The organism is Bacillus changyiensis, assembly GCF_027706145.1.
Lineage (GTDB): Bacteria > Bacillota > Bacilli > Bacillales > Bacillaceae > Bacillus > Bacillus changyiensis.
In genome coordinates, this window is record NZ_JAQFWW010000001.1 from 913598 (window position 1) to 936033 (window position 22436).

General features: G+C 38.6%; 25 protein-coding genes. 10 read left to right on the plus strand and 15 right to left on the minus strand.

Annotated elements, in window-relative coordinates:
* Positions 1-29: 29 nt before the first annotated feature.
* Entirely contained in the window at positions 30-632 is a 603-nt protein-coding gene (locus PDT38_RS04765) for a YhcN/YlaJ family sporulation lipoprotein (RefSeq protein ID WP_270799389.1), read from the plus strand.
* An 84-nt stretch (positions 633-716) separates the two neighbouring features.
* A complete protein-coding gene (locus PDT38_RS04770) occupies positions 717-923 on the plus strand; it encodes a YlaI family protein (protein ID WP_270799390.1) in 207 nt (68 codons plus the stop codon).
* A 69-nt stretch (positions 924-992) separates the two neighbouring features.
* On the opposite strand, the gene PDT38_RS04775 is transcribed toward PDT38_RS04770, so the two are convergent.
* Positions 993-1313, minus strand: a complete 321-nt coding sequence (locus tag PDT38_RS04775) for a YlaH-like family protein (RefSeq protein ID WP_172294581.1) — start codon at positions 1311-1313, stop codon at positions 993-995.
* 57 nt (positions 1314-1370) lie between these two features.
* Positions 1371-3209 carry a translational GTPase TypA gene (gene typA, locus PDT38_RS04780; protein ID WP_270799392.1) on the minus strand — a complete coding sequence of 613 codons (1839 nt, stop codon included), beginning with the start codon at positions 3207-3209 and terminating at the stop codon, positions 1371-1373.
* A 153-nt stretch (positions 3210-3362) separates the two neighbouring features.
* On the opposite strand from typA, the gene PDT38_RS04785 reads away from it, so the two are divergent.
* Entirely contained in the window at positions 3363-3551 is a 189-nt protein-coding gene (locus tag PDT38_RS04785; protein WP_270799394.1) for a YlaF family protein, read from the plus strand.
* A 57-nt stretch (positions 3552-3608) separates the two neighbouring features.
* Here PDT38_RS04785 and PDT38_RS04790 read toward each other — a convergent pair whose 3' ends face one another.
* The 3 genes from PDT38_RS04790 to PDT38_RS04800 form a co-directional block, all read right to left on the minus strand.
* Entirely contained in the window at positions 3609-3809 is a 201-nt protein-coding gene (locus PDT38_RS04790; protein ID WP_270799396.1) for a hypothetical protein, read from the minus strand.
* Positions 3810-3997: 188 nt separating this feature from the next.
* Complete coding sequence (locus tag PDT38_RS04795) at positions 3998-4792, minus strand: inositol monophosphatase family protein (RefSeq protein WP_270799398.1); 795 nt, start codon at positions 4790-4792, stop codon at positions 3998-4000.
* A gap of 108 nt (positions 4793-4900) precedes the next feature.
* Positions 4901-5116 (minus strand): hypothetical protein, encoded by a 216-nt coding sequence (locus PDT38_RS04800; protein WP_270800141.1) that lies wholly within the window; start codon positions 5114-5116, stop codon positions 4901-4903.
* Positions 5117-5353: 237 nt separating this feature from the next.
* Here PDT38_RS04800 and PDT38_RS04805 point away from each other — a divergent pair, with 237 nt between their 5' ends.
* Complete coding sequence (locus PDT38_RS04805) at positions 5354-5998, plus strand: YktB family protein (protein WP_270799400.1); 645 nt, start codon at positions 5354-5356, stop codon at positions 5996-5998.
* A gap of 18 nt (positions 5999-6016) precedes the next feature.
* Here the strand turns inward: PDT38_RS04805 and PDT38_RS04810 are convergent, their stop codons facing one another.
* The gene (locus PDT38_RS04810) at positions 6017-6289 is read right to left on the minus strand and encodes a UPF0223 family protein (protein ID WP_270799401.1); all 273 of its coding nucleotides are present in this window, start codon (positions 6287-6289) and stop codon (positions 6017-6019) included.
* A 200-nt stretch (positions 6290-6489) separates the two neighbouring features.
* On the opposite strand from PDT38_RS04810, the gene PDT38_RS04815 reads away from it, so the two are divergent.
* Positions 6490-7962, plus strand: coding sequence for an aminotransferase class I/II-fold pyridoxal phosphate-dependent enzyme (locus PDT38_RS04815; RefSeq protein ID WP_270799403.1), 1473 nt, complete (start codon positions 6490-6492; stop codon positions 7960-7962).
* Between the two features lie 41 nt (positions 7963-8003).
* Here PDT38_RS04815 and PDT38_RS04820 read toward each other — a convergent pair whose 3' ends face one another.
* Positions 8004-8123, minus strand: coding sequence for a GapA-binding peptide SR1P (locus PDT38_RS04820; protein ID WP_270799405.1), 120 nt, complete (start codon positions 8121-8123; stop codon positions 8004-8006).
* A gap of 1216 nt (positions 8124-9339) precedes the next feature.
* Here PDT38_RS04820 and PDT38_RS04825 point away from each other — a divergent pair.
* On the plus strand, positions 9340-9642 hold the full coding sequence (locus PDT38_RS04825; protein ID WP_270799407.1) for a hypothetical protein: 303 nt from the start codon (positions 9340-9342) through the stop codon (positions 9640-9642).
* Between the two features lie 56 nt (positions 9643-9698).
* Here PDT38_RS04825 and lpdA read toward each other — a convergent pair whose 3' ends face one another.
* The 5 genes from lpdA to PDT38_RS04850 all read right to left on the minus strand — a co-directional run bounded on the left by lpdA (position 9699) and on the right by PDT38_RS04850 (position 15682).
* Positions 9699-11111 carry a dihydrolipoyl dehydrogenase gene (gene lpdA, locus PDT38_RS04830; protein WP_270799408.1) on the minus strand — a complete coding sequence of 471 codons (1413 nt, stop codon included), beginning with the start codon at positions 11109-11111 and terminating at the stop codon, positions 9699-9701.
* A gap of 4 nt (positions 11112-11115) precedes the next feature.
* Positions 11116-12399: a dihydrolipoamide acetyltransferase family protein gene (locus PDT38_RS04835; protein ID WP_270799410.1), complete on the minus strand. Its 1284-nt coding sequence runs from the start codon at positions 12397-12399 to the stop codon at positions 11116-11118.
* A 100-nt stretch (positions 12400-12499) separates the two neighbouring features.
* Positions 12500-13477 carry a pyruvate dehydrogenase complex E1 component subunit beta gene (pdhB, locus tag PDT38_RS04840; RefSeq protein ID WP_270799411.1) on the minus strand — a complete coding sequence of 326 codons (978 nt, stop codon included), beginning with the start codon at positions 13475-13477 and terminating at the stop codon, positions 12500-12502.
* Positions 13478-13480: 3 nt separating this feature from the next.
* Positions 13481-14596, minus strand: coding sequence for a pyruvate dehydrogenase (acetyl-transferring) E1 component subunit alpha (gene pdhA, locus PDT38_RS04845; protein ID WP_270799413.1), 1116 nt, complete (start codon positions 14594-14596; stop codon positions 13481-13483).
* Positions 14597-15082: 486 nt separating this feature from the next.
* On the minus strand, positions 15083-15682 hold the full coding sequence (locus PDT38_RS04850; protein WP_270799414.1) for a YkyA family protein: 600 nt from the start codon (positions 15680-15682) through the stop codon (positions 15083-15085).
* 287 nt (positions 15683-15969) lie between these two features.
* Between PDT38_RS04850 and PDT38_RS04855 the strand changes: the two genes are divergently transcribed.
* The gene (locus PDT38_RS04855; RefSeq protein ID WP_172294555.1) at positions 15970-16107 is read left to right on the plus strand and encodes a YjcZ family sporulation protein; all 138 of its coding nucleotides are present in this window, start codon (positions 15970-15972) and stop codon (positions 16105-16107) included.
* 105 nt (positions 16108-16212) lie between these two features.
* Positions 16213-16764 (plus strand): peptide deformylase, encoded by a 552-nt coding sequence (def, locus tag PDT38_RS04860; protein WP_270799415.1) that lies wholly within the window; start codon positions 16213-16215, stop codon positions 16762-16764.
* Between the two features lie 49 nt (positions 16765-16813).
* On the opposite strand, the gene PDT38_RS04865 is transcribed toward def, so the two are convergent.
* A complete protein-coding gene (locus tag PDT38_RS04865) occupies positions 16814-17587 on the minus strand; it encodes a Cof-type HAD-IIB family hydrolase (RefSeq protein WP_270799416.1) in 774 nt (257 codons plus the stop codon).
* Positions 17588-17965: 378 nt separating this feature from the next.
* Between PDT38_RS04865 and PDT38_RS04870 the strand changes: the two genes are divergently transcribed.
* Positions 17966-18175 carry a DNA-dependent RNA polymerase subunit epsilon gene (locus PDT38_RS04870; RefSeq protein WP_270799417.1) on the plus strand — a complete coding sequence of 70 codons (210 nt, stop codon included), beginning with the start codon at positions 17966-17968 and terminating at the stop codon, positions 18173-18175.
* 4 nt (positions 18176-18179) lie between these two features.
* Complete coding sequence (gene rnjA / locus PDT38_RS04875) at positions 18180-19847, plus strand: ribonuclease J1 (RefSeq protein ID WP_270799419.1); 1668 nt, start codon at positions 18180-18182, stop codon at positions 19845-19847.
* A gap of 44 nt (positions 19848-19891) precedes the next feature.
* Here rnjA and ade read toward each other — a convergent pair whose 3' ends face one another.
* Both ade and PDT38_RS04885 read right to left on the minus strand, forming a co-directional pair.
* Positions 19892-21619: an adenine deaminase gene (gene ade / locus PDT38_RS04880; protein WP_270799420.1), complete on the minus strand. Its 1728-nt coding sequence runs from the start codon at positions 21617-21619 to the stop codon at positions 19892-19894.
* 117 nt (positions 21620-21736) lie between these two features.
* Entirely contained in the window at positions 21737-22399 is a 663-nt protein-coding gene (locus tag PDT38_RS04885) for a potassium channel family protein (protein ID WP_270799422.1), read from the minus strand.
* Between the last annotated feature and the right edge of the window lie 37 nt (positions 22400-22436).

Below are 22436 nucleotides of genomic sequence, written 5' to 3' on the forward strand. Positions count from 1 at the left end.
CGAATGCATTTTTAAGGAGGTCACTTTAAGTGCGAATCATATCTCTATTTCTCATTTATTCCCTTATGCTGCTTACAGCTTGCGGTATTGAAAATGAAGCAAACGAATTGCCGGGGAACAGACCCATTCAAGTGAAAAACGTCGCTCAAGATCCTGTAAACCGAGAAAGCGGACAAACCATTTCAAAACGGCTCGTCAAAATAACCGAAAGAGTCCCCGGTGTAATTGATGCTACAGCAGTTGTCCTTGGAAGACTTGCTGTCGTCGGGATTGATGTAAAGGACAATTTAGAAAGGAGTAAAGTGGAATCAATTAAATATTCCGTTGCAGAAGCACTTCAAGAAGATCGTTACGGAGCAAATGCCGTCGTTGTAGCCGATCCAGACACATTTAATCGGTTGAGAGGTATGGGCAGGCAAATTCAGCAGGGCAGACCTGTGAAGGGTATTCTTGATGAATTGGCGGCGATTGTCGGTCGCGTCATTCCGGAAGTCCCAACTGACATGACAGATAATCAAAATACAACACCATCAAAAACAAACAATGACCAGTTAAATCATGATCGACAAAAACAGCTTGAAAAACAACAAAATAAACAGTCGAATAAACATATGAAAAACAGACAGCCCTAACTAGAAAAGCTTGTGCCACGGCATAAGCTTTTCTCATTTTTCACTGGTATGGTATACTGAAATAATTGAAGCGAGGTGAAAAAAGTGAGGGTTAAGTGTTCATTGTGTGACAAAATTGATCAACTTGATGATGACACACAAATTGCTAAACGTCTTCGTAACCGCCCCATTCACACCTATTTGTGCAACGAATGTCACGAACGGATCAAAATCAAAACGGAAAACAGGATGAAAACCGGCCGTTTTAAATTATATCCACACAGAAAAGAAAAGGAACGGGTAAAACCATAATAAAGGTCGGATATGTATTGATCCGACCTTTACTTATTAACTGAAATAAAAAAGCACAGACTTAAGGGTCTATGCTTTTTTGATTTGTTGCGCCTTTTTCGAGCGCCACAGGCGAATTTTATAAATCGCTAAGATGAGGATAGCAACAACTAGCCCTTCTCCAACTGGTAAAAAGACGCCGAAAAATGTTAACAATGTGCACCCTAGAGCTAGAAAAAAATAAATGATCACATTTTTTAACAGTGGCAGCCGTTTGGCAAACCCTAGTTTATAAACAATAGCTGACAGGATGAAGATCGTAACATAAAGCTGCCACATGCCTGCTCCAGGATTTTGATCGACTTGATAAAGCGCGGCAAAAAATGACAGCTGTTCACTTACATCATTCAAAAAGAATCCCCCTCCCCTTTGCTAGATGGGTCGTTCTTTTTTCAATTTCTGCAAAGTTTAAGACAATCCTGCTAACTTCTTCTTTTTCGCAGCTTTTTCTCGTTCATTTTTATCAAGAATTTTCTTTCTTAATCTGATAGACTCAGGTGTTACTTCACAGTATTCATCATCATTCAAATATTCCAGCGATTCTTCAAGAGACATAATTCGCGGTTTTTTCATGCTTACTGTTTGATCTTTCGTTGCTGAACGTACGTTTGTCTGTTGCTTCATTTTATTAATGTTCACCACTAAATCATTTTCGCGGTTATGCTCACCAACAATCATACCTTCATACACTTCTGTACCTGGCTCAACAAAAATAACGCCACGTTCTTCAACGCCCTGAATTCCATAAGCAGAAGCTTTACCAGTATCCATCGAAACGAGAACACCTTGTCTGCGGCCACCAACTTGGCCTGGTTCGATCGGCTGATAGCTGTCAAAAGTATGGTTTAAAATTCCGAAACCTCTTGTCAACGAAAGAAACTCTGTCGAATAACCAATTAGACCGCGTGAAGGTACATTAAAAATCAAGCGAACTTGCCCGTTTCCATTGTTGATCATATCGATCATTTCACCTTTACGGGCACCCATTGATTCCATGACAGCACCTGTATGTTCTTCAGGAACATCAATTTGGACACGCTCGACTGGTTCACAGCGAACCCCATCCATTTCTTTAATAATGACTTCAGGTTTTGATACTTGTAATTCAAAACCTTCACGGCGCATGTTTTCAATTAAAATTGATAAATGAAGTTCACCGCGTCCTGATACTACCCAAGCATCTGGTGATGGTGTCGGATCAACTCGAAGACTCACGTCTGTTTGCAACTGTTGTTCAAGACGTTCTTCAATTTTACGAGCTGTGACATATTTGCCTTCTCGTCCAGCAAAAGGACTGTTATTGACGACAAATGTCATTTGTAGTGTCGGCTCATCAATGCGAAGAACTGGCAGTGGTTCCTGATGCTCAATCGGACAGACCGTTTCACCTACATTGATGTCTTCCATCCCTGAAACCGCAACAAGATCACCGGCTTTGGCTTCTTCAATTTCAACCCGTTTTAGTCCTTGGAAACCGAAGATTTTCGTGACACGGAACGACTTAACAGAACCATCCAACTTCATTAATGCAACCTGCTGGCCCACTTTCATCGTCCCTCTAAAAACACGACCAATTCCAATCCGGCCGACATAATCATTGTAATCCAAAAGTGCCACCTGGAATTGAAGTGGGTCTTCATGGTTATCAACCGGGCATGGAATATGACCGACAATCGCCTCAAATAAAGCTTTCATATTCTCATCCTGCTGTTCTGGATCTGTTGATGCTGTACCATTGATCGCTGAAGCGTAGACAACAGGGAATTCTAGCTGATCCTCAGAAGCGTCAAGCTCAATAAATAAATCAAGTACTTCATCAACAACTTCTTGCGGACGGGCAAAATCACGGTCGATTTTATTGACGACAACAATCGGCGTTAAGTTTTGCTCTAGCGCTTTTTTCAAAACAAAGCGGGTTTGTGGCATACAGCCTTCATACGCGTCAACGACAAGCAAAACACCATCAACCATTTTCATAATCCGCTCAACTTCACCACCAAAATCGGCGTGTCCTGGTGTATCCAAAATATTAATACGTGTATCTTTATAATGAATCGCTGTATTTTTCGCCAAAATCGTAATTCCGCGCTCTCTTTCCAAATCATTGGAATCCATGGCGCGCTCAGCCACATGTTCATTAGCACGGAATGTACCAGCCTGATGAAGAAGTTGATCAACAAGCGTTGTTTTTCCGTGGTCAACGTGGGCGATAATAGCGATATTGCGAAGATCTTCTCGAAGTTTCACATTTTCATCTCCTAAAAAATTTAGATAATCTTTCATATTATAACTGAGAATTGAAGTGATTTCAATTTGACAAAAATATTTAGTGCCACCTTTCCATTTTGCATGATCTTCTGTAAACTTACAGTAGGATGTGAAAAAGGGGTTGGAAAGACAATGAAACAGGTCAAATGGATCTTCTTACTAGTGGCTTTAATCACCGTAATCAGCATGATGTTAATTGGAGTTGCCATTGCTGAGAAAAATCTTCCCGGTGTGATCGGAGCCGTGATAATGTTCGTCATCATGATGGGAATCGGTTTTAGCTTAAAAAAGCGAATGCGTGATAAAGGTTTACTGGATTAGAAAAAAGCTCCTTTACAAATAAAGGGGCTGACCATCTCAATATAGGTTTGTTTCGGATCATGAATGGCTTCTGTCTTTTAACCAAAAATATAAAGTGATAAGTCCCCATATTAGAATCCAAATATATAGCTGATCAATGAAAAAGATGGCTAATCCCCCGATAAATATCAATAAAAAAGCAAGTTTGTTCCCAATTCTTTTACTCATCATGACAAATATAACGATGTAAATGAAAACAGCAATCAAAACAACGCTCATTACGTCGATCTCCACCAATATCCCCGCCAATGCTATTTTAAGGTTATGATATCATCGTTCTTCTCGGTAAGAAGATTGGAGACATATACAAAAGACCTCCAACAAAGTAAATAAACGAGCTAGTTGGACAGTCTTTTTTATCCCTATTTTCCGTTTTCAAGTATTCAAATATTCAGTGTCACGCGAGATTATTGCTCAGATAAGTAATCGCTTAAAATTGTTTGATGACAGTTAGGATTCCCCGCTAAAACACTAGTGTTTTCTAGGAAATTTACTGGTTTCCCATTTAAGGTTGTATAGATTCCACCCACTTCATTCAGAAGGATACATCCCGCAGCATAATCCCATGGAGCAAGTCGCATTGTTACATACATATCTAGCCTTCCTGAGGCAACATAAGCGAGTTCTAAAGCTGCTGATCCGTAAGAACGCGTTCCTCTGACCCGCTTAACAAGCGGAGACAAAACATTTGGATCAATCCGACTATTTTCCGTTATCCAAGTTGCATTAATCCCAAGAATCGCTTTTTCAAGTGGTACCCTTTTCATTTTTCCTAGCTTCGTATCATTCATATATGCGCCTTCTCCTTGAAACGCATGATACAATTCATCATGGATGACATCATAAATAAGTCCGATTTTACCGATACCATTTTCAAAAATCCCAATTGAAATTGTAAAATTCCGTTTTTGATGAACAAAGTTCATTGTTCCATCGATTGGATCGATCATCCAGACGATTCCATCTAATGAAGTGAGCTTGTCCCCTTGTCCTTCTTCCCCAAGAATGTGATGATCTGGAAAAACCGACTGAATGTTATCAATCAAAAATCGCTCGGTTTCCTTATCAATATTTGTGACTAGATCATTAGGATTTGATTTTGTTTCAATCGTTACTTCTTCTCTCATCGCTTCTTTTATTTTTTGTCCAGCTTCTTTCACCCATGTTTTTGCAAGTAGGTCAATTTCCTTCCAGTTTGTCATCATACAACCTCTTTTCTATGTATACTGATTTATTGATAGCATAATGATATTGGCCGAAAAAAAGCAAGAGAAATGAAAAAAGTCTGGCGCTTAGATAAAAACGAACCATCAGCCAGGTTCGTTTTTAGTATGGTTTTTCTCTAGAAATCTGATCCATTCTTTTCTGAGTTGTTCCAGTTTGCGTTTACTTAATTCAATTTGGGTTTCATCATTTTGTTTCAAGGCTTCGAAAAGGATTGCTAATTCATAATCAACCTCAAGCCTTAAGACTGCCACACGATTATTTTTTTCTTCCTTCATCCCTTGTTTGACAAGTGATCTCATTGCCATCTAGCCCCTTCCAGAGAAATTGATATTAAACAGATCATAATTCCCTCCGGCATATCCTTCATTATGTCTTATTCATATCGTATGAATCATAAAAACATTCGCAACACCATTATAAAAATTGTGTGATTTACCTATTGTTTACCTCAGAAAAGTGAAAAAAAAACATTATTTTTTAATTTGTCTTGGTGCTATGATAAAATGATGAGGATTGATGGGACAAGGAGGAAAAAAATGAATCATTTGCGTTTAACTGAAGAAGATTTTCAAACATTCACAATAGAAGGCCTAGATGCGCGGATGCGTGTTTTGAAAGAAACCGTTCGCCCAAAGCTCCAAGCATTAGGTGAACATTTTGCCCCTGTTCTTTCCGTCCTTACTGGAGACGAAATGTTCGTTCATGTTGCAAAACATGCACGGCGTTCTGTCAACCCGCCTGATGATAGTTGGGTTGCTTTTGCAAACAATAAGAGAGGCTATAAAAAGTTTCCGCATTTTCAAATCGGGCTTTGGAAAACCCATGTGTTCGTTTGGTTTGCACTTATTTATGAAGCTCCACTTAAAGAAGAATACGGGAAACGATTGCAAGAACATTTACAAGATATTAAAAACCGGATTCCAGATACATTTGTCTGGTCGGCTGACCATACAAAACCGGAAGCACACGTCCAGTCCGATATGAAAACAGAGGAACTGAAGCAATTATTTGAACGACTTGAAAAGGTTAAAAAAGCGGAGGTGCTCTGCGGGATTCAGCTTTCAAAAGATCAAGTATTACAAATGAGTTCAGATGATTTTCTTTCTCAGATCGAGACAGCTTTTGAAAAACTCACTTACCTTTATCAATTCATCAAAACAGCAGATCTAAAAAAGGGATGAAAAGCAACCCATCCCTTTTTATAATTTAATTTTATGGTCTTCAGCTTGCTTTTTCGCTTTTTTTACTGCTTGATAAGGAGAATATTCACTCACTTCTTCAAACTGGTTGCACAGTTTTTTTTCCTCCGCCTTTCCGGGAACGATCTCTTTAAAGCGACGGTACGCACTCATCAGCACATCGCGTTCTATTCCTTTTTCATAGGCAAGTTCAATCGTTTGGAAAAATGCGATAACATCTATCGCTTCTTCCGTACTCCAATCTTCATTCATCGGATATTGATATTCTCCCATTCAGACAACTCCTTCGTTTATGTTTTGTTATTATTTGTGTTTGACTAAGTATCTATCCGAGCCGATTTTCTTTACATTCCTTCTAGAACATAATATAATTCATTTGTTTTATGCCATCAAGAAAAAACGTCAAATAACGAGATGATTTTTGATAAACAATACAATAAAGAAAAAAGCATTTAATGAAGGTGGGAAATCAATTGCAGCAGCACGAAACACCCTTATTTACTGGATTAAAAAAACACGCCGCAAAAAACCCGATTCAATTTCATATCCCTGGTCACAAAAAAGGGTCTGGAATGGAAGAAGAATTTAGAACATTTATTGGTGAGAACGCTTTAAGTATTGATTTGATTAACATTGAACCGCTTGATGATTTACATGCACCAAAAGGAATGATTAAAGAAGCACAAGACTTGGCAGCAAAAGCATTTGGAGCCGATCACACATTTTTTTCTGTACAAGGAACAAGCGGCGCCATTATGACGATGGTGATGGCTGTTTGCGGACCTGGGGACAAGATTCTTGTTCCGAGAAATGTACATAAATCAGTCATGACAGCAATTGTTTTTTCTGGAGCTGTTCCCGTTTTTATTCATCCAGAAATCGATAATGAATTAGGAATTTCCCATGGTATTACACCTGAATCAGTTAAAAAAGCTCTGGAAAAACATCCAGATGCAAAAGGGCTACTCGTCATCAATCCAACTTACTTCGGCATTGCAGCCGACTTAAAAAGTATTGTTGAGCTTGCCCATTCATTTGATGTTCCAGTATTGGTCGATGAGGCGCACGGTGTTCATATTCATTTTCACGAAGAGCTACCTCTTTCAGCTATGCAAGCTGGAGCAGATTTGGCAGCAACAAGCGTACACAAACTTGGCAGCTCGCTAACACAAAGCTCAGTACTTAATATGAAAGAAGGTCTCGTTTCTAAAGAGAGAGTTCAATCGATTTTTAGTATGCTAACGACAACTTCAACTTCATACTTACTGCTCGCTTCCCTTGATGTCGCCAGAAAACACTTGGCAACAAAAGGACATGATTTAATTGAAGGAACGATACGACTCGCCAATCAAACACGGGAACGTATTAACCAGATCAAAGGGCTTTCCTGTGCTGGCGTAGATATACTTGGGTCAAAAGCCGCTTTTGATTACGATCCAACTAAATTAATTATTTCTGTGAAAAATCTTGGTTTAACAGGACATGATGTTGAAAAATGGCTTCGTGAGTCTTATCAAATCGAAGTAGAGCTTTCTGACTTATATAACATCCTTTGTATTTTTACACCTGGAGATCGTAAAGAAGATGCAGAGATTTTGGTCGAAGCCTTAGCAGACATTGCCCACCAGGTCGATTTATCTGATATAGATCAGAACAAGACCGAGGTGTTGCTTCCGAATATACCAGCACTTGCGATGACACCACGTGATGCATTTTATGCAAATACAGAAATCATCCCATTTAAAAAAGCAGCTGGGCGAATTATTGCTGAATTTGTCATGGTTTATCCACCAGGTATTCCAATCTTTATCCCGGGTGAGATTATTACCGAAGATAACATTCATTACATTGAAAAAAATCTAGAAGCTGGTCTGCCAGTTAAGGGTCCTGAAGATGACACACTTCACATGATCAGGGTCATCAAAGAACAGCAGGCCATTCAGTAAAAAAGCATGCGATCTGAAAAATGATCGCATGCTTTTCACTATTATGCTTCATCCTTGAGCTCACATTGACATTGCCCACATGTTCCATAAAGAATTGTCACTTTTTCATCTTCAAAATGATGAATTGGTTCGTTACAGTCTTGGCAAACAATCGTTCCCATCTCTCATTCCCCTTTTCATATCAAAATGGAAGCGTTTCATTTAACTACTATTATAATATGATGTCACATTTGTGTTGTCAACGGCAAATTGTATAACACAATTATTTTTTATATGTGGATGATTGAATGAATCATTTCATTTTTCATCATAAAGCTCAAATCATAAAAATTTTAAAAAAAACAATTTCTTTTTATGATAATGACAAATGTGTTACTTGATCAATCAGATCAGTTATATACAAGTCAATTAAAATTTCTTTTTCAACAACTACCATCAAAATAGGCTATTTTCATTTTTTACTGCTAATCATATAAACAGTCTGGATTGCAAAAAAGAAGCGAATTGAATCTTTTTAAAAATATCAGGTCATTTCTCTATCATTAATGGTCATCTATTAAATTGTAAGATGCATACTTAACGTGTAACTGTCTGATGATGAGTTTTCAGAATAGAACAGATTAAGGATGGAGAAGATTCGCAAAGTATTTTTAGAATGAGCGATTAGCTATCATATTACGGATTGTAAAACCGAGGGGATGGTCAGGATGTCTTTCATAACAATCATTGAAGTCGTCACTTTATTAACTGTAATCGGTTTATTTGTATGGACTTTTTCTAATAAAGAACATGAAGGTACAGATTTAAAGTATGTTTGTTTATGATTTATTTTCTTATGGTCGAAGTGACTTTACATATTATATTTAATTACATTTGATGTACAAATAACTCCCTATGGGAGCTATAATGCAGATTAGAATTTCACAAAAAATAAGAAGTATCCAAAGTTGCGCCTTCGTATTCAGTACAGAGTTAAACTGCGCTTAAGCTTGGCTACATCTTTTGGAGTGTAAACTAAACTGTGTAAGTGAGGAAAACGTACGGCTTTTACTTCGCAGTTTAGTTTTTTATTTTGTACTAAAGATTTTGAACAAATAATGAAAGCAACAGGGTAAGGTTTTGGGGGACGTTTCTAAAAATATTTACCTAAAAACCTATAAAATACTGAGAATTTTGACGAATGTTATCATTTATGTAACAAATGGGTAACAAACGAAAGTTTTTACTTTTCTCATGATAAAATAGGAATTGCTTACTAAATGAAGGCAGTTTTTATGCCACAGGAGTTGCATTTTTATAGAGAGGTGAAGAGTTTTCATGTTATTTCGTGCTATTTTCACCGTCAGTTGTATCTTTTTCCTAATGAGCGGCTGTTCCATGACAGAACAAAATAGCAAAGATGCAAAGCCCCAGAACGTTAAGCTCCTGTTTTTTTCCGATAACGATCATATTGAACAGGAAGTTACTTATTATGATGCTCTTCTAGAATTAAAAAAGAAACACCCCAAACAGGTTGCAAATATGGATATTTTAAGTAAAAAAGGAAAATGGAAAGAAGAAGTGAATACATTTCCTTGTTTATTGCTCATTGATAATAAAAAAGTACTGTTTAAAATTGAAGGAAAAATAAGAAACAAAGAAAAGATCTTAAATTCTCTTGAAAAAAAATTAAATAAATGATCCTATAAAAAACCCGCACTTCTGATTGTTATGATCACAACCAGAGTGCGGTTTTTCTATTTTACAACATGAACTGGCATTCCAATTGCCACTTCAGCTGCTTCCATTGTAATTTCTCCCAATGTTGGGTGAGCGTGAATCGTCATCGCAATATCTTCAGCAGTCATACCTGCTTCAATGGCCAAGCTTAGTTCTGAAATCATGTCAGAAGCACTTGCACCTGCGATTTGCGCCCCGATAACAAGTCCGTCTTCTTTGCGTGTCACAAGTTTAAGGAAACCGTCAGTTTCATTTAATGATAGTGCACGACCGTTTGCAGCAAATGGGAATTTGGCCGCAGTCACTTCAAGACCTTCTTCTTTAGCTTGTGCTTCAGTGTAACCGACTGATGCAAGCTCAGGTTCTGAGAACACAACGGCAGGGATGCCAAGATAGTCAATTTCGGAAGGCTCTCCTGAAATGGCTTCCGCAGCGATTTTTCCTTCATAAGATGCTTTGTGTGCAAGTGGTGGGCCTTCAATGATATCACCGATTGCATAAATGTTAGAAACACTTGTGCGGCATTGTTTATCAGTTTTAATGATACCCCGATCTGTCATTTCCACACCGACTTGTTCAAGCCCAAGCTCATCAGTGTTTGGCACACGTCCGACTGTGACCAGTACATAATCAGCATCAATCGTTTTTTCTTCGCCTTTTACTTCAAACGACACGGTTACACCGTCTGCTTTCTCTTCCACACCTTTTGCCATCGCTTTTGTATAAATTTCAACATTGCCTTTTTTCTTAAGATTGCGTTTGACTAAAGAACTCATTTGTTTTTCAAAACCTGGCAGGATTTCGTCTCCACCTTCAAGAATCACAACTTCAGTTTCAAAGTTTGCATATGCTGTTCCAAGTTCTGTTCCAATATAGCCGCCGCCAATCACAACGAGCTTTTTAGGAATATCTTTAAGAGCCAGTGCACCTGTTGAATTTAAGACACGTTCACTATATTTAAAGCTTGGCAATTCAATTGGACGGGAACCAGTCGCGATGATTGCGTTTTTGAATGTGTAGGTTTGAGCTGAGTTCTCATCCATTACACGAATAGACTGATTGTCTACAAAATATGCTTCACCTTTGACGATATCGACTTTGTTGCCTTTTAAAAGACCTTCAACACCACCAGTCAGCTTTTTCACGACAGAACCTTTCCAGTCCTGAACTTTTGTAAAATCAACTTTTACATTTTCAGCTGTAATTCCCATATCTCCAGAGTGTTTTGCATTTTCATAGCGGTGACCCGCATTGATCAGTGCTTTTGAAGGGATACAGCCAACATTCAGACAAACGCCACCAAGATTTGCTTTCTCAACAATTGTTACTTTTTGTCCGAGTTGAGCGGCACGAATGGCAGCTACATAGCCGCCAGGTCCTGAACCAATCACAAGAGTATCTGTTTCAATCGGGAAATCTCCTACTACCATTACATTACGCCTCCATTAAAATTAATTGTGGATCGTTTAGTAAACGCTTGATGTGGTTTAAAGCATTTTGTGCTGTTGCTCCGTCGATCATCCGGTGGTCAAAGCTTAAAGAAAGTGCCAGAACAGGTGCAGCGACAATTTCACCGTCACGAACAATCGCTTTTTCAGCAATACGACCAATTCCCAAGATGGCAACCTCAGGATGGTTAATGACTGGTGTAAACCATTGTCCGCCCGCAGAACCGATGTTTGTGATCGTGCAAGAAGCACCTTTCATTTCAGCAGGAGCAAGTTTTCCTTCTCTCGCTTTTGTCGCAAGTTCATTAATTTCATTAGAAATTTCAAAAATGGCTTTGCGATCCGCATTTTTAACAACAGGCACAAGTAAGCCTTTTTCAGTGTCAGCAGCGATACCAATGTTGTAATAGTGTTTCTGAATGATTTCGTCAGTGTTGTCATCAATTGATGTATTTAAGACAGGGTATTTTTTAAGAGCTGATGTTAAAGCTTTCACTACATAAGGCAGATATGTCAGCTTAATTCCCTGATCAGCCGCGACTTGTTTAAACTGTTTACGGTGAGCGACAAGATTTGTCACATCGATTTCATCCATTAATGTAACATGTGGAGCCGTATGTTTTGAATTCACCATGGCTTTTGCAATGGCTTTGCGAATTCCACTCATTTTTTCACGTGTTTCAGGGAATTCTCCTTCTGGCGTTTGAACAGGAGCTGCTGGTTGTGCTGCTGTTTCTGCTTTCTCCGTTGTTTGGTTATCAGTTGATTCAGTTGCTCCGCCGTTTACAAAGCTGTCGATATCTTCTTTCAGTACACGTCCATTTTTGCCTGAACCTGTAACTTTAGCAATATCTACTCCTTTCTCACGGGCATATTTACGAACGGAAGGCATTGCAATTACACGTTTGTTTGAATCTACATCCTCTTGAGCCTGTTCAGCTGCTGGTTCTTTAGCCTCTTTTGCTTGAGCTTGTTCCTCGGAATTCGTATTGTCTGATTCTTCGCTTCCTTTAAATTGAAGATCTTCATATCCTGGTGCATCAAATGTAATAATGGTCTGTCCGACGGTTGCGACAGTTCCCTCATCAACTTTTAATTCTAATACTTTTCCTTTAACAGGTGAAGGAATTTCTACAACTGCTTTATCGTTTTGCACCTCTGCCAAAACATCATCCTCGTCAACCTCATCATTTGGTTTAACAAACCATTTAACAATTTCACCTTCGTGGATTCCTTCCCCGATGTCGGGAAGTTTAAATTCAAATGCCACAGTTCTCGACCTCCTAAAATCTTTCAATAGTTGATTTAGCCGTTAGTTCACGGAATAAAAGAAAAAGATTGAGATAAACTCTTCCCTTTACAGGATAAGACTAAAAGTTTAATACTTTTTTGGCGGTTTCTAGTACATCTTTATAGTTTGGAAGCCACACGCTTTCCGCTTGCGAGAATGCAAATACCGTATCTGGCGCAGTCACTCGTAACACAGGAGCTTCAAGACTTAAAATCGCACGGTCATTAATTTCTGCAACGACATTCGCTGCTACACCAGCCTGTTTTTGTGCTTCTTGAACAACAATTGCGCGGCCTGTTTTTTCAACTGAAGCAATGATCGTCTCAACATCAAGCGGGCTTACTGTGCGAAGGTCGACAACCTCAGCAGATACGCCTTCTTTTTCAAGTTCTTCTGCTGCTTTTAGTGATTCATGAACCATTGCGCCATAAGTGATGATGGAAAGATCTGATCCTTCACGTTTCACATCTGCTTTTCCGATTTCAATTGTGTATTCTTCTTCAGGAACCTCCTGACGGAATGAACGGTAAAGTTTCATGTGCTCAAGAAAAACAACCGGATCATTATCACGAATAGCGGAAATTAAAAGCCCTTTTGCATCATATGGAGTTGAAGGAATGACCACCTTAAGTCCCGGCTGTTGTGCAACAAGTCCTTCCAAACTGTCCGCATGAAGCTCAGGTGTGTGAACACCGCCACCGAATGGAGAACGAATCGTAACAGGAGAGTTCCAGCGCCCACCTGAACGATAGCGCATCCGTGCCATTTGTCCTGAAATTGAATCCATCACCTCATAGACAAATCCGAAAAATTGAACTTCCATGACTGGACGAAAATGTTGCAAGCCTAATCCGAGTGCAAGGCCGCCAATACCAGATTCTGCGAGAGGTGTGTCAAAAACACGATCCTCACCAAACTCTTTTTGCAACCCTTCAGTCGCACGGAACACACCGCCGTTAACACCAACGTCTTCTCCGAACACTAAGACATTTTCGTCATTTTTCAGTTCTGTGCGTAACGCATCAGTGATTGCTTGAATCATTGTCATTTGCGCCATGGCTTACTTCGACTCCTTCTCTTTATAAATTTCCTTTTGCTCTGCAAGATTATAAGGAAGTTCTTCATACATAATGTCGATCAAGTCTGTTACTTTTTGTTTTGGTTCTTCATCGGCTTTTTTGATCGCCTGCTTGATTTCTTCTTTCGCTTCTTCAATAACTTTACTTTCTTCTTCTTCAGACCATAAACCTTTGTTTTCTAAAAACTTGCGGAACCGGACCAATGGATCTTTTTGTTCCCATTCATTTTCAATTTCTTTCGTGCGATATTTTGTTGGATCATCACCGGCCATTGTATGAGGACCATAACGGAAGCAAAGTGTTTCAATGAGTGTAGGACCTTCACCGCTGACAGCACGCTCACGAGCTTCACGAGTTGCAGCATACACAGCCAAGGCATCCATTCCGTCTACCTGAACACCAACAATCCCGGCAGATACTGCTTTCTGAGCAATTGTTTCAGCTGCTGATTGTTTTTCAACAGGTGTAGAAATCGCATAACGGTTGTTTTGTACTACGAAGATTGCCGGAGCTTTAAAAGCGCCAGCAAAGTTGACACCTTCATAGAAATCCCCTTGGGAAGCGCCGCCATCACCCGTATAAGTAATCGCAACAGCCTTTTTGTCACGTTTTTTCAAACCTAGTGCAACACCTGCTGTTTGAACGTATTGCGCACCGATAATAATTTGTGGTGAAAGCGCATTGACATCATCCGGCATTTGATTTCCGCGAAAATGTCCTCGAGAAAACAAAAATGCTTGGTAAAGTGGAAGACCGTGCCAAATCAACTGCGGAACATCGCGGTAACCAGGAAGTACGAAATCTTCTTTTTCAAGTGCAAAATGGCTAGCGACCTGAGAAGCTTCCTGACCAGCAGTTGGCGCATAAAAACCTAGGCGTCCTTGGCGATTCAAGGAAATTGAACGTTGATCTAAAATGCGCGTATATACCATGCGACGCATTAATTCTTTCAATTGATCATCAGTTAATTCAGGCATTGCCGCTTCATTTACGACTTCGCCTTTTTCATTCAAAATTTGAAATGTTTCAAACTGCTTTTTAATGGCATCAAATTGCTTTTTGCTATCAACAATCGTCTTTTTTGTTTTTGCAGCCATCCAAAGTCACCTCTTCCTTTCTTTTGACAGTTATAGATGTACACCCTTATCTCAAATAGGGTGTCCTTAAATTAAAGGCATAACTCATATGTTTCAAATCGCATAATCTGTTCTCATTGTTGTCAAATCCATATGATGAAAAATACGAAAATCACCTAAAACTGTATCAATAAAAACATCTAAAAAACTAATACAACTAGTTTCTCCAAGGCTAAGTTTACACTAGCAGGCAAAACCCGTCAATTAATTTGTTCCTGAATTAAAAGAAATGTATTCGCTTTATTTAATTAAAGAACAATATTTACCAAATGACCAAAACTGTATTAGTATAGTTAAAAAACTGTATTATAATAAATGTGACAGTTCCGTGAAAAAGAGTGTTTTGAAGCAAAGTGGTGAACTAAACAGCAATATATATAGGTGTCTTTACGCTAATTCATCCCTGAATAAAAAAAGCTGTCGAGATGTTCTCGACAGTCTGAACGATCAATTGCTCTTTTCTTTAATGTCAAACCCACAATCCTTATAAAAATCTTTTCTTACTTTATTATACTCTGTTGTGTAATCATTAAATGCTACATTTTGTTTTAGCACTTCATTATATTTTTCATTTATACTTTTTAACTGTTTCTCTAAATCTTGCAATTTAAGCTGCTTGTTTTGCATGAGCTTGTACAATTGTTTATCAAGATGAATCGCTTTTTGATAATCTTTATTAAACTGATCATAGGCTTGATACCGTTTTTCCATATGAGAGATTAAATTTTTTGCTTTCTTTTTAACCTTTTGATCCTCAATTTCTTTAACCATTGATTGAGCTCTTTTAAATTCTTTTTTTGCTTTTTCGATACTTTCTTTTTCTAAATCTAAATGTTCTTGACGTTTTTCTGCTTGTTTAAGCGCCTTATTTGAAAGCTTAATCATTTGTTTAAATTCATCCATATTGAGCTTAATCATCTTGTCATACAACTTTCCTTCAGCTTGTTCTAAGGTTTTCAAAGATTTTTGCGCTTTTCGAAACGGCTTTTCTAATTCAACGATCTTTTCCAGTGACTCATGAAGAGTTTGAACAGGATCTTTTGACATACATCCCGTCAACAAAAATACAACTGTGCACAAAACGGTCAGGCCGAATAATATATATTTTTTAAAAGATTTCATATAGTATATACCTCCAATTCTTAGACAAATACACTTGGGACATGTATTACAAAATGATTATGCGGCTCTTATCCCATTAGAACAACTTCCTCCTGAAATTTGTGAAAAATAGGCATTTAACTATACAACCTTTTCATTTTTACATAACTTATATTAGACGCTATGCCTACCAAAGAAAGGCTTTGCGTAAAATAACGGAGGAGGTCTTCATTATGTACGGTTATTGCTGCCCTGGGTACGGGTATGGTGGATACGGATATGGCGGTTATGGATACGGCCGCACCTTTGCATTGATCGTTGTTTTATTTATATTGTTAATTATTGTAGGTGCTGCATATTTGGGCTGCTAGTCCATGTTAATGACCAGTCTAATGACGGCTGGTCATTTCTTCATGATTGCACGCCATGCGTAAAATCCGCTATACTTTACATATTAATGACTGGGAGTGAAGATGTTGATCACAATGGAAAACATTGTCCGCGACGGTCATCCCGCTTTAAGAACCGTCGCGGAAGAGGTCCAATTACCGGCAAACGAAACAGAAATCAAACAACTGACTGAAATGATTGAATTTGTTAAAAACAGTCAGAACCCTGAAATGGCACAAGAATATAATCTTCGGCCTGGAGTCGGGCTTGCCGCACCGCAAATTAATGTTACCAAGCGAATGATTGCCGTTCATGTTGAAAGCAATGGAACGTTGTATAGCTATGCACTTTTTAATCCTAAGATTGTGAGCCATTCTGTCGAAAGAAGCTATCTGTCAAGTGGTGAAGGCTGCCTTTCTGTTGATGAACCGATTCCGGGATATGTCCCAAGGTACGCCCGAATTAGAGTAAAAGGAACGACTCTTGAAGGTGAACAGATTAATATTCGCTTAAGAGGATATCCCGCAATTGTATTTCAACATGAAATCGATCATTTAAATGGAATCATGTTCTATGATCATATTGACAAAGAAAATCCGCTGAAAGAGCCTGAGAATGCGACTCCGGTAAGTGTCTAGCCAATATGCTGTAAAAAAGACGGATCATATTTTGATCCGCTTTTTCTGCTTATTTTAAAAGTCCGAGGGCTTCAACCGCATAAGCAATCCCGTCTTCATCAACAGGCTTCGTAACAAAATGAGCAACATCCTTAAGTTCTGGTACAGCATTGCCCATCGCTATTCCAGTATTGACAAACTCAATCATCTGCAGATCGTTTAAACCATCACCAAATGCAACAGTATCTGTTATTCCAAACGGCAGTTTTTCAATGACTTTTTTGATCCCTTCAGCCTTTGAACCGCTCGCTGGAAGAATATCGGTCGAGCACTTATGCCAGCGAACGAAATCGAATTCACGAAAATGCCTATACATCATCTCCTCACTTTTATCACAAAATAAAAGCACTTGGAAAATGTCTCTGTCTTTATAGTAGAAACGATCAAGTTTGGGGTGCTTCAATTTTAGGCTACCCATTCCTTCATGGATATAAGGATGATCAGCAACATTTGTACCCATCCCCTCTTCACCCATAAAAACTAAAGGATGACCATATTGTTCAGAATGGTCAAGCAAAACCTGAAGGGATTGAGTAGGCAGTGGATTTTTATAAATCACTTCTCCCTCGTATAAAACATATTGTCCATTATATGAAACAAATGAGTCAATACCGAGTTCTTCAGAGACTTCAGTCATCATGAACGGTGCTCTTCCAGAAGCAATAAACAAATGGTGACCATACTCCTTTAAGTTTTGAATGGTCTTTTTTGTGCTTTTGGGAATTTGTTTATCATGATCATAAATGGTTCCGTCAATATCAAAAAAAATAATTTTTTTATTCATAACTACGAATCCTGCTCCCTTAGTCACTATTTTTTCTCCATTTCATCATACAGAAATATGTCATGTTAGAAAACCTTTTCACATCATAATACCAATAATATCCATGTAACAATCAGCAATTTCATCATATACTATAAGTAAAGATAAAAGATCGAATTGGGACAAGTCAATGAAAGGAGGAACTCAGAAATGCTTCGCCGCCTTCGAAAAAAATTAAAAAAACAATTGAATGGCATGATACGTAGAAAGTCGATTGCTTAAGAAGGGGCCTTCATACTGACTGAAGGGTCCTTTTTTTCTCAGGCGCTTTTCTTATGAAGCAATTTCGCATATAATAGAAAGATGAGTCTAACAATCGGCAGTTAAGGAGAGATTTGGATGATATATAAGGTATTTTATCAAGCAAGTTCTGACGAAGTACCTGTTCGTGAAAAAACAGATACAATTTTTGTGGAAGCTCAATCTGAACGTGAAGTCAGATCTAAATTAAAAAAATACAACTACAACATTGAATTTATACAGGAAGTTGATGATGTGTTTTTAGAATATGAAAAGCAAAGTGAAAATTTTAAAGTATTGGAGTTATGAATGAATGAAATTTGTTAAAAACGATCAAACGGCCGTATTTGCCTTGGGAGGTCTAGGTGAAATTGGCAAAAACACATATGGTGTACAGTTTCAAGATGAAATTATTCTGATTGATGCAGGGATTAAGTTTCCTGAAGATGAGCTGCTCGGCATCGATTATGTGATTCCTGATTACACTTATTTAGTCAAAAATGAAGACAAGATTAAAGGACTATTCATTACGCATGGACATGAAGACCATATCGGTGGCATTCCGTACTTACTTAAACAGGTCAATATTCCTGTCTATGGCGGACAATTAGCGATCGGTCTTTTACGAAAAAAACTTGAAGAACACGGTCTACTTCGGCAAACTAAGCTCCATCTGATTGAAGAAGAAGATATTGTAAAATTCAGAAAAACTTCTGTTTCTTTTTTCAGAACAACCCATAGTATTCCGGATTCTTACGGAATTGTCGTGAAAACGCCACAGGGAAATATTGTACATACCGGTGACTTTAAATTTGATTTTACTCCGGTAGGCGAACCTGCCAACTTAACGAAAATGGCTGAGATTGGAAAAGAAGGTGTGCTTTGTCTCTTGTCGGACAGTACGAATAGTGAAATTCCTGACTTTACTATGTCAGAGCGCAAAGTTGGCGAAAGTATTGACGATATTTTCCGTAAAGTGGAAGGCAGAATTATTTTTGCCACTTTCGCCTCAAATATCCATCGCCTTCAACAAGTCATTGAAGCGGCTGTCGCAAACGGTCGGAAAGTGGCTGTATTTGGACGAAGCATGGAGTCAGCTATTGAAATTGGACAAACACTTGGATATATTACATGTCCAAAAAATACATTTATCGAAGCCAATGAGCTTAACAGACTTCCCGCTGGCAAAGTGACGATTCTTTGTACAGGAAGTCAGGGTGAACCGATGGCTGCCCTTTCTAGAATAGCGAATGGCACACATCGGCAAATTTCCATTAATCCTGGGGATACGGTTGTTTTCTCATCATCACCGATTCCCGGAAATACAATCAGTGTTAGCCGGACCATTAACCAGCTCTATCGTGCCGGTGCAGATGTGATTCACGGTTCCCTAAATAACATCCATACGTCAGGACATGGTGGTCAAGAAGAACAAAAACTGATGCTTCGCCTGATCAAACCAAAATTCTTTATGCCTATTCACGGTGAATACAGAATGCAAAAAATGCATGTCAAATTGGCGACAGATTGCGGGATACCTGAAGAAAACTGTTTTATCATGGATAATGGTGAAGTGCTTGCTTTAACAAATGAAGAGGCTTCAATCGCTGGAAAAATTCCATCTGGCAACGTCTATATTGACGGAAGCGGAATTGGCGATATCGGTAACATTGTCTTACGTGATCGGAGAATTCTTTCTGAAGAAGGACTCGTGATTGTTGTAGTCAGCATTGATATGAAAGAGTTTAAAATTTCCGCCGGACCTGATCTCATTTCTAGAGGATTTGTTTACATGAGAGAATCTGGTGACTTGATCAATGATGCCCAAGAACTGATCTCTGGACATCTTAAAAAGGTGATGGAACGTAAAACAACACAGTGGTCTGAAATTAAAAATGAAATTACAGACACGCTTGCACCTTTCTTATACGAAAAAACAAAACGGCGACCGATGATTCTGCCAATTATTATGGAAGTATAAATAGACAAACGAAGCCAGTGGACAGCTATCCACTGGCTTTTTGTTTATTTTTGAATTGGAATATGTTTGAACGCTCTGACATCAAACAATCCATTTGTTGTCATTTTGATTTCAGGAATGACAGGCAATGCTAAAAAAGATAGTGTTAAAAACGGATTAAATGTTTCAGAAAATCCCGTTTGTTTTAAGGCTTCTTCAAGAGCTACTAAGCTTTCGTTCACTTCTTGCAATGGCTTGTCTGATAAAAGACCAGCAATTGGCAAGGCGACAGAGTGGAGCACTCTTCCCCCTTTTGAAACAGTCAGCCCTCCCCCGATTTTACTTAGACTGTCGACTGCCGCTAATATATCTTCGTCATTTGTTCCGATGACGATCAAATGATGAGAATCATGAGAAATTGTTGTGGCGATCGCACCATTTTTTATCCCAAATCCTTTTACAATTCCAAGGCCGATCTCCTTTAACCCTCGATGTCGTTCGATTAATGCAATTTTCAACAAATCGTTTTTAGGGTCTGCCTTGAAAAACACTTGATCTTTTACAGGCTGTTCCAACATGAGTTTTGTCACAAGCTGGTTGGGAATAATCCCGATCACATGCAGATCTTTGTTTTGACATATCGGTATTTGAAGATCTTCCGCATTCAAATCAGGAGCCAAATGGACAGATTGCAACATCCTTGAGTCTGCTTGTATGCTAGGTAACACACCTTCGTCTTCTTCACGGTAAATCACACCAGCGATCATTGTCTCATTAATTTTTACCTGATTTAAATCACTAATAAAGAGAAGATCCGCATCATAACCAGGGGCGACCGCTCCCTTTGTTGTTAAACCGTAACATTCAGCCGCATTGAAGCTCCCCATTTGATAAGCCAAAAATGGGTCAAGCCCCTGTTGAATCGCCAGTTTTACTTGATAGTTAATACTTCCTTCTTCAATCAGTTCAAGCAAATGTTTATCATCTGTACAAAAAAAGAAACGTCTTACATTTTTTTCGTTAACAGCAGGTAACACTTTAGAAACATTTTTAGCAGCAGATCCTTCTCTCAGCATGACGTACATCCCTCGACTGATTCTATCAAAGGCTTCTTCTGGTGTTGTGACTTCATGATCGGTTAAAACACCTGCCGCTCGATAAACATTGACAAACTTGGCTGAAAGACCTGCTAAATGTCCATCAATCCATTTGCCTGCGGTATGGGCATCAATTAATTTTTGCGTCATTTCTTCATCTGCAGTTTCCACTGACACATAGTCCATGACTTCTGCAAGCCCGAGAACTTCTTTATAACGATAAAATGGTTGTAAATCTTTAGCATGTAAAACCGCTCCCGATTTTTCCAATGCTGTTGCTGGCACACTTGACGGGAGCATAAAATAGATGTTCAATGGTGTTAAACGAGCCTGTTCTAACATAAAATGAATGCCTTTGACACCTGCGACATTGGCAATTTCATGAGGATCTGTAATAACTGTTGTCACTCCGTGAGGAATGACTGCTTTAGCAAACTGAGGCGGTGTGACCATTGAAGACTCGATATGGACATGACCGTCAATAAAGCCCGGAACAATCATTTGCCCCTTGGCATCAATCGTTTCTTTTCCCTCATAATCACCTAAACCGACAATCACACCATTTGTAATCGCAATATCTGTCTCCATCCATTTTTGATTGAAAACGTCCATGACTTTCCCATTTTTGACCACAATATCAGCTTTCTTACGATGACTGGCAGTGTCAAGCCGGTCGATCAACCTCTTTTTGTCCAAAGCTATTCGATCCTCTCTAGTTGTTAATAGTATTTAGTTCAATATCCTATCGGAATTCAATGAATCAGTCAATAAAAAAAACCGTAAGCTACACTTGCTTACGGGTCGATTTTAATATTAATGCTGCAGGACTTTTTTTTCAAATCTTGTGATATCAGGAATAGAACCAATCACAATTAATACGTCTTCTTTTTGAATTTCTTCTGTAGCAAGCGGAGAAACGATGACATCTTTTCCGCGTTTGATAGCAACAATATTGATTCCATATCGTGCACGAATATCAAGATCAAGCAATGTATTACCTGCTAATTTGCTATTTGCAACGATCTCCACAATGCTGTGTTCATCAGATAATTCAAGATAATCCAGGACATTGTTTGACACAATATTATGGGCTATCCGTTTCCCCATTTCATGTTCTGGATGAACGATTCGATCAGCTCCAATCTTCGAAAGCACCTTTTCATGATAATCATTTTGAGCTTTAACCGTAATCATTTTAACCCCGAGTTCTTTCAATATAATTGTAGTTAAAATGCTTGCTTGAATATTTTCACCAATGGCTACGATAACATGGTCAAAATTACGCAGCCCGAGATTTTTAAGCACAGATTCATCCGTTGTATCTCCTATCACAGCATGTGAAGCAATTTTTGCATATTCATTCACACGATCTTCGTCTTTATCGATCGCCATGACCTCAAGTCCTTCTTCACTTAGCGCCTTACAAATACTTCCACCAAACCGGCCAAGCCCAATTACTGCAAATTCTTTTTTCATCGGTAATTCCTCCATGGATCAATCTTTAACAAATTCT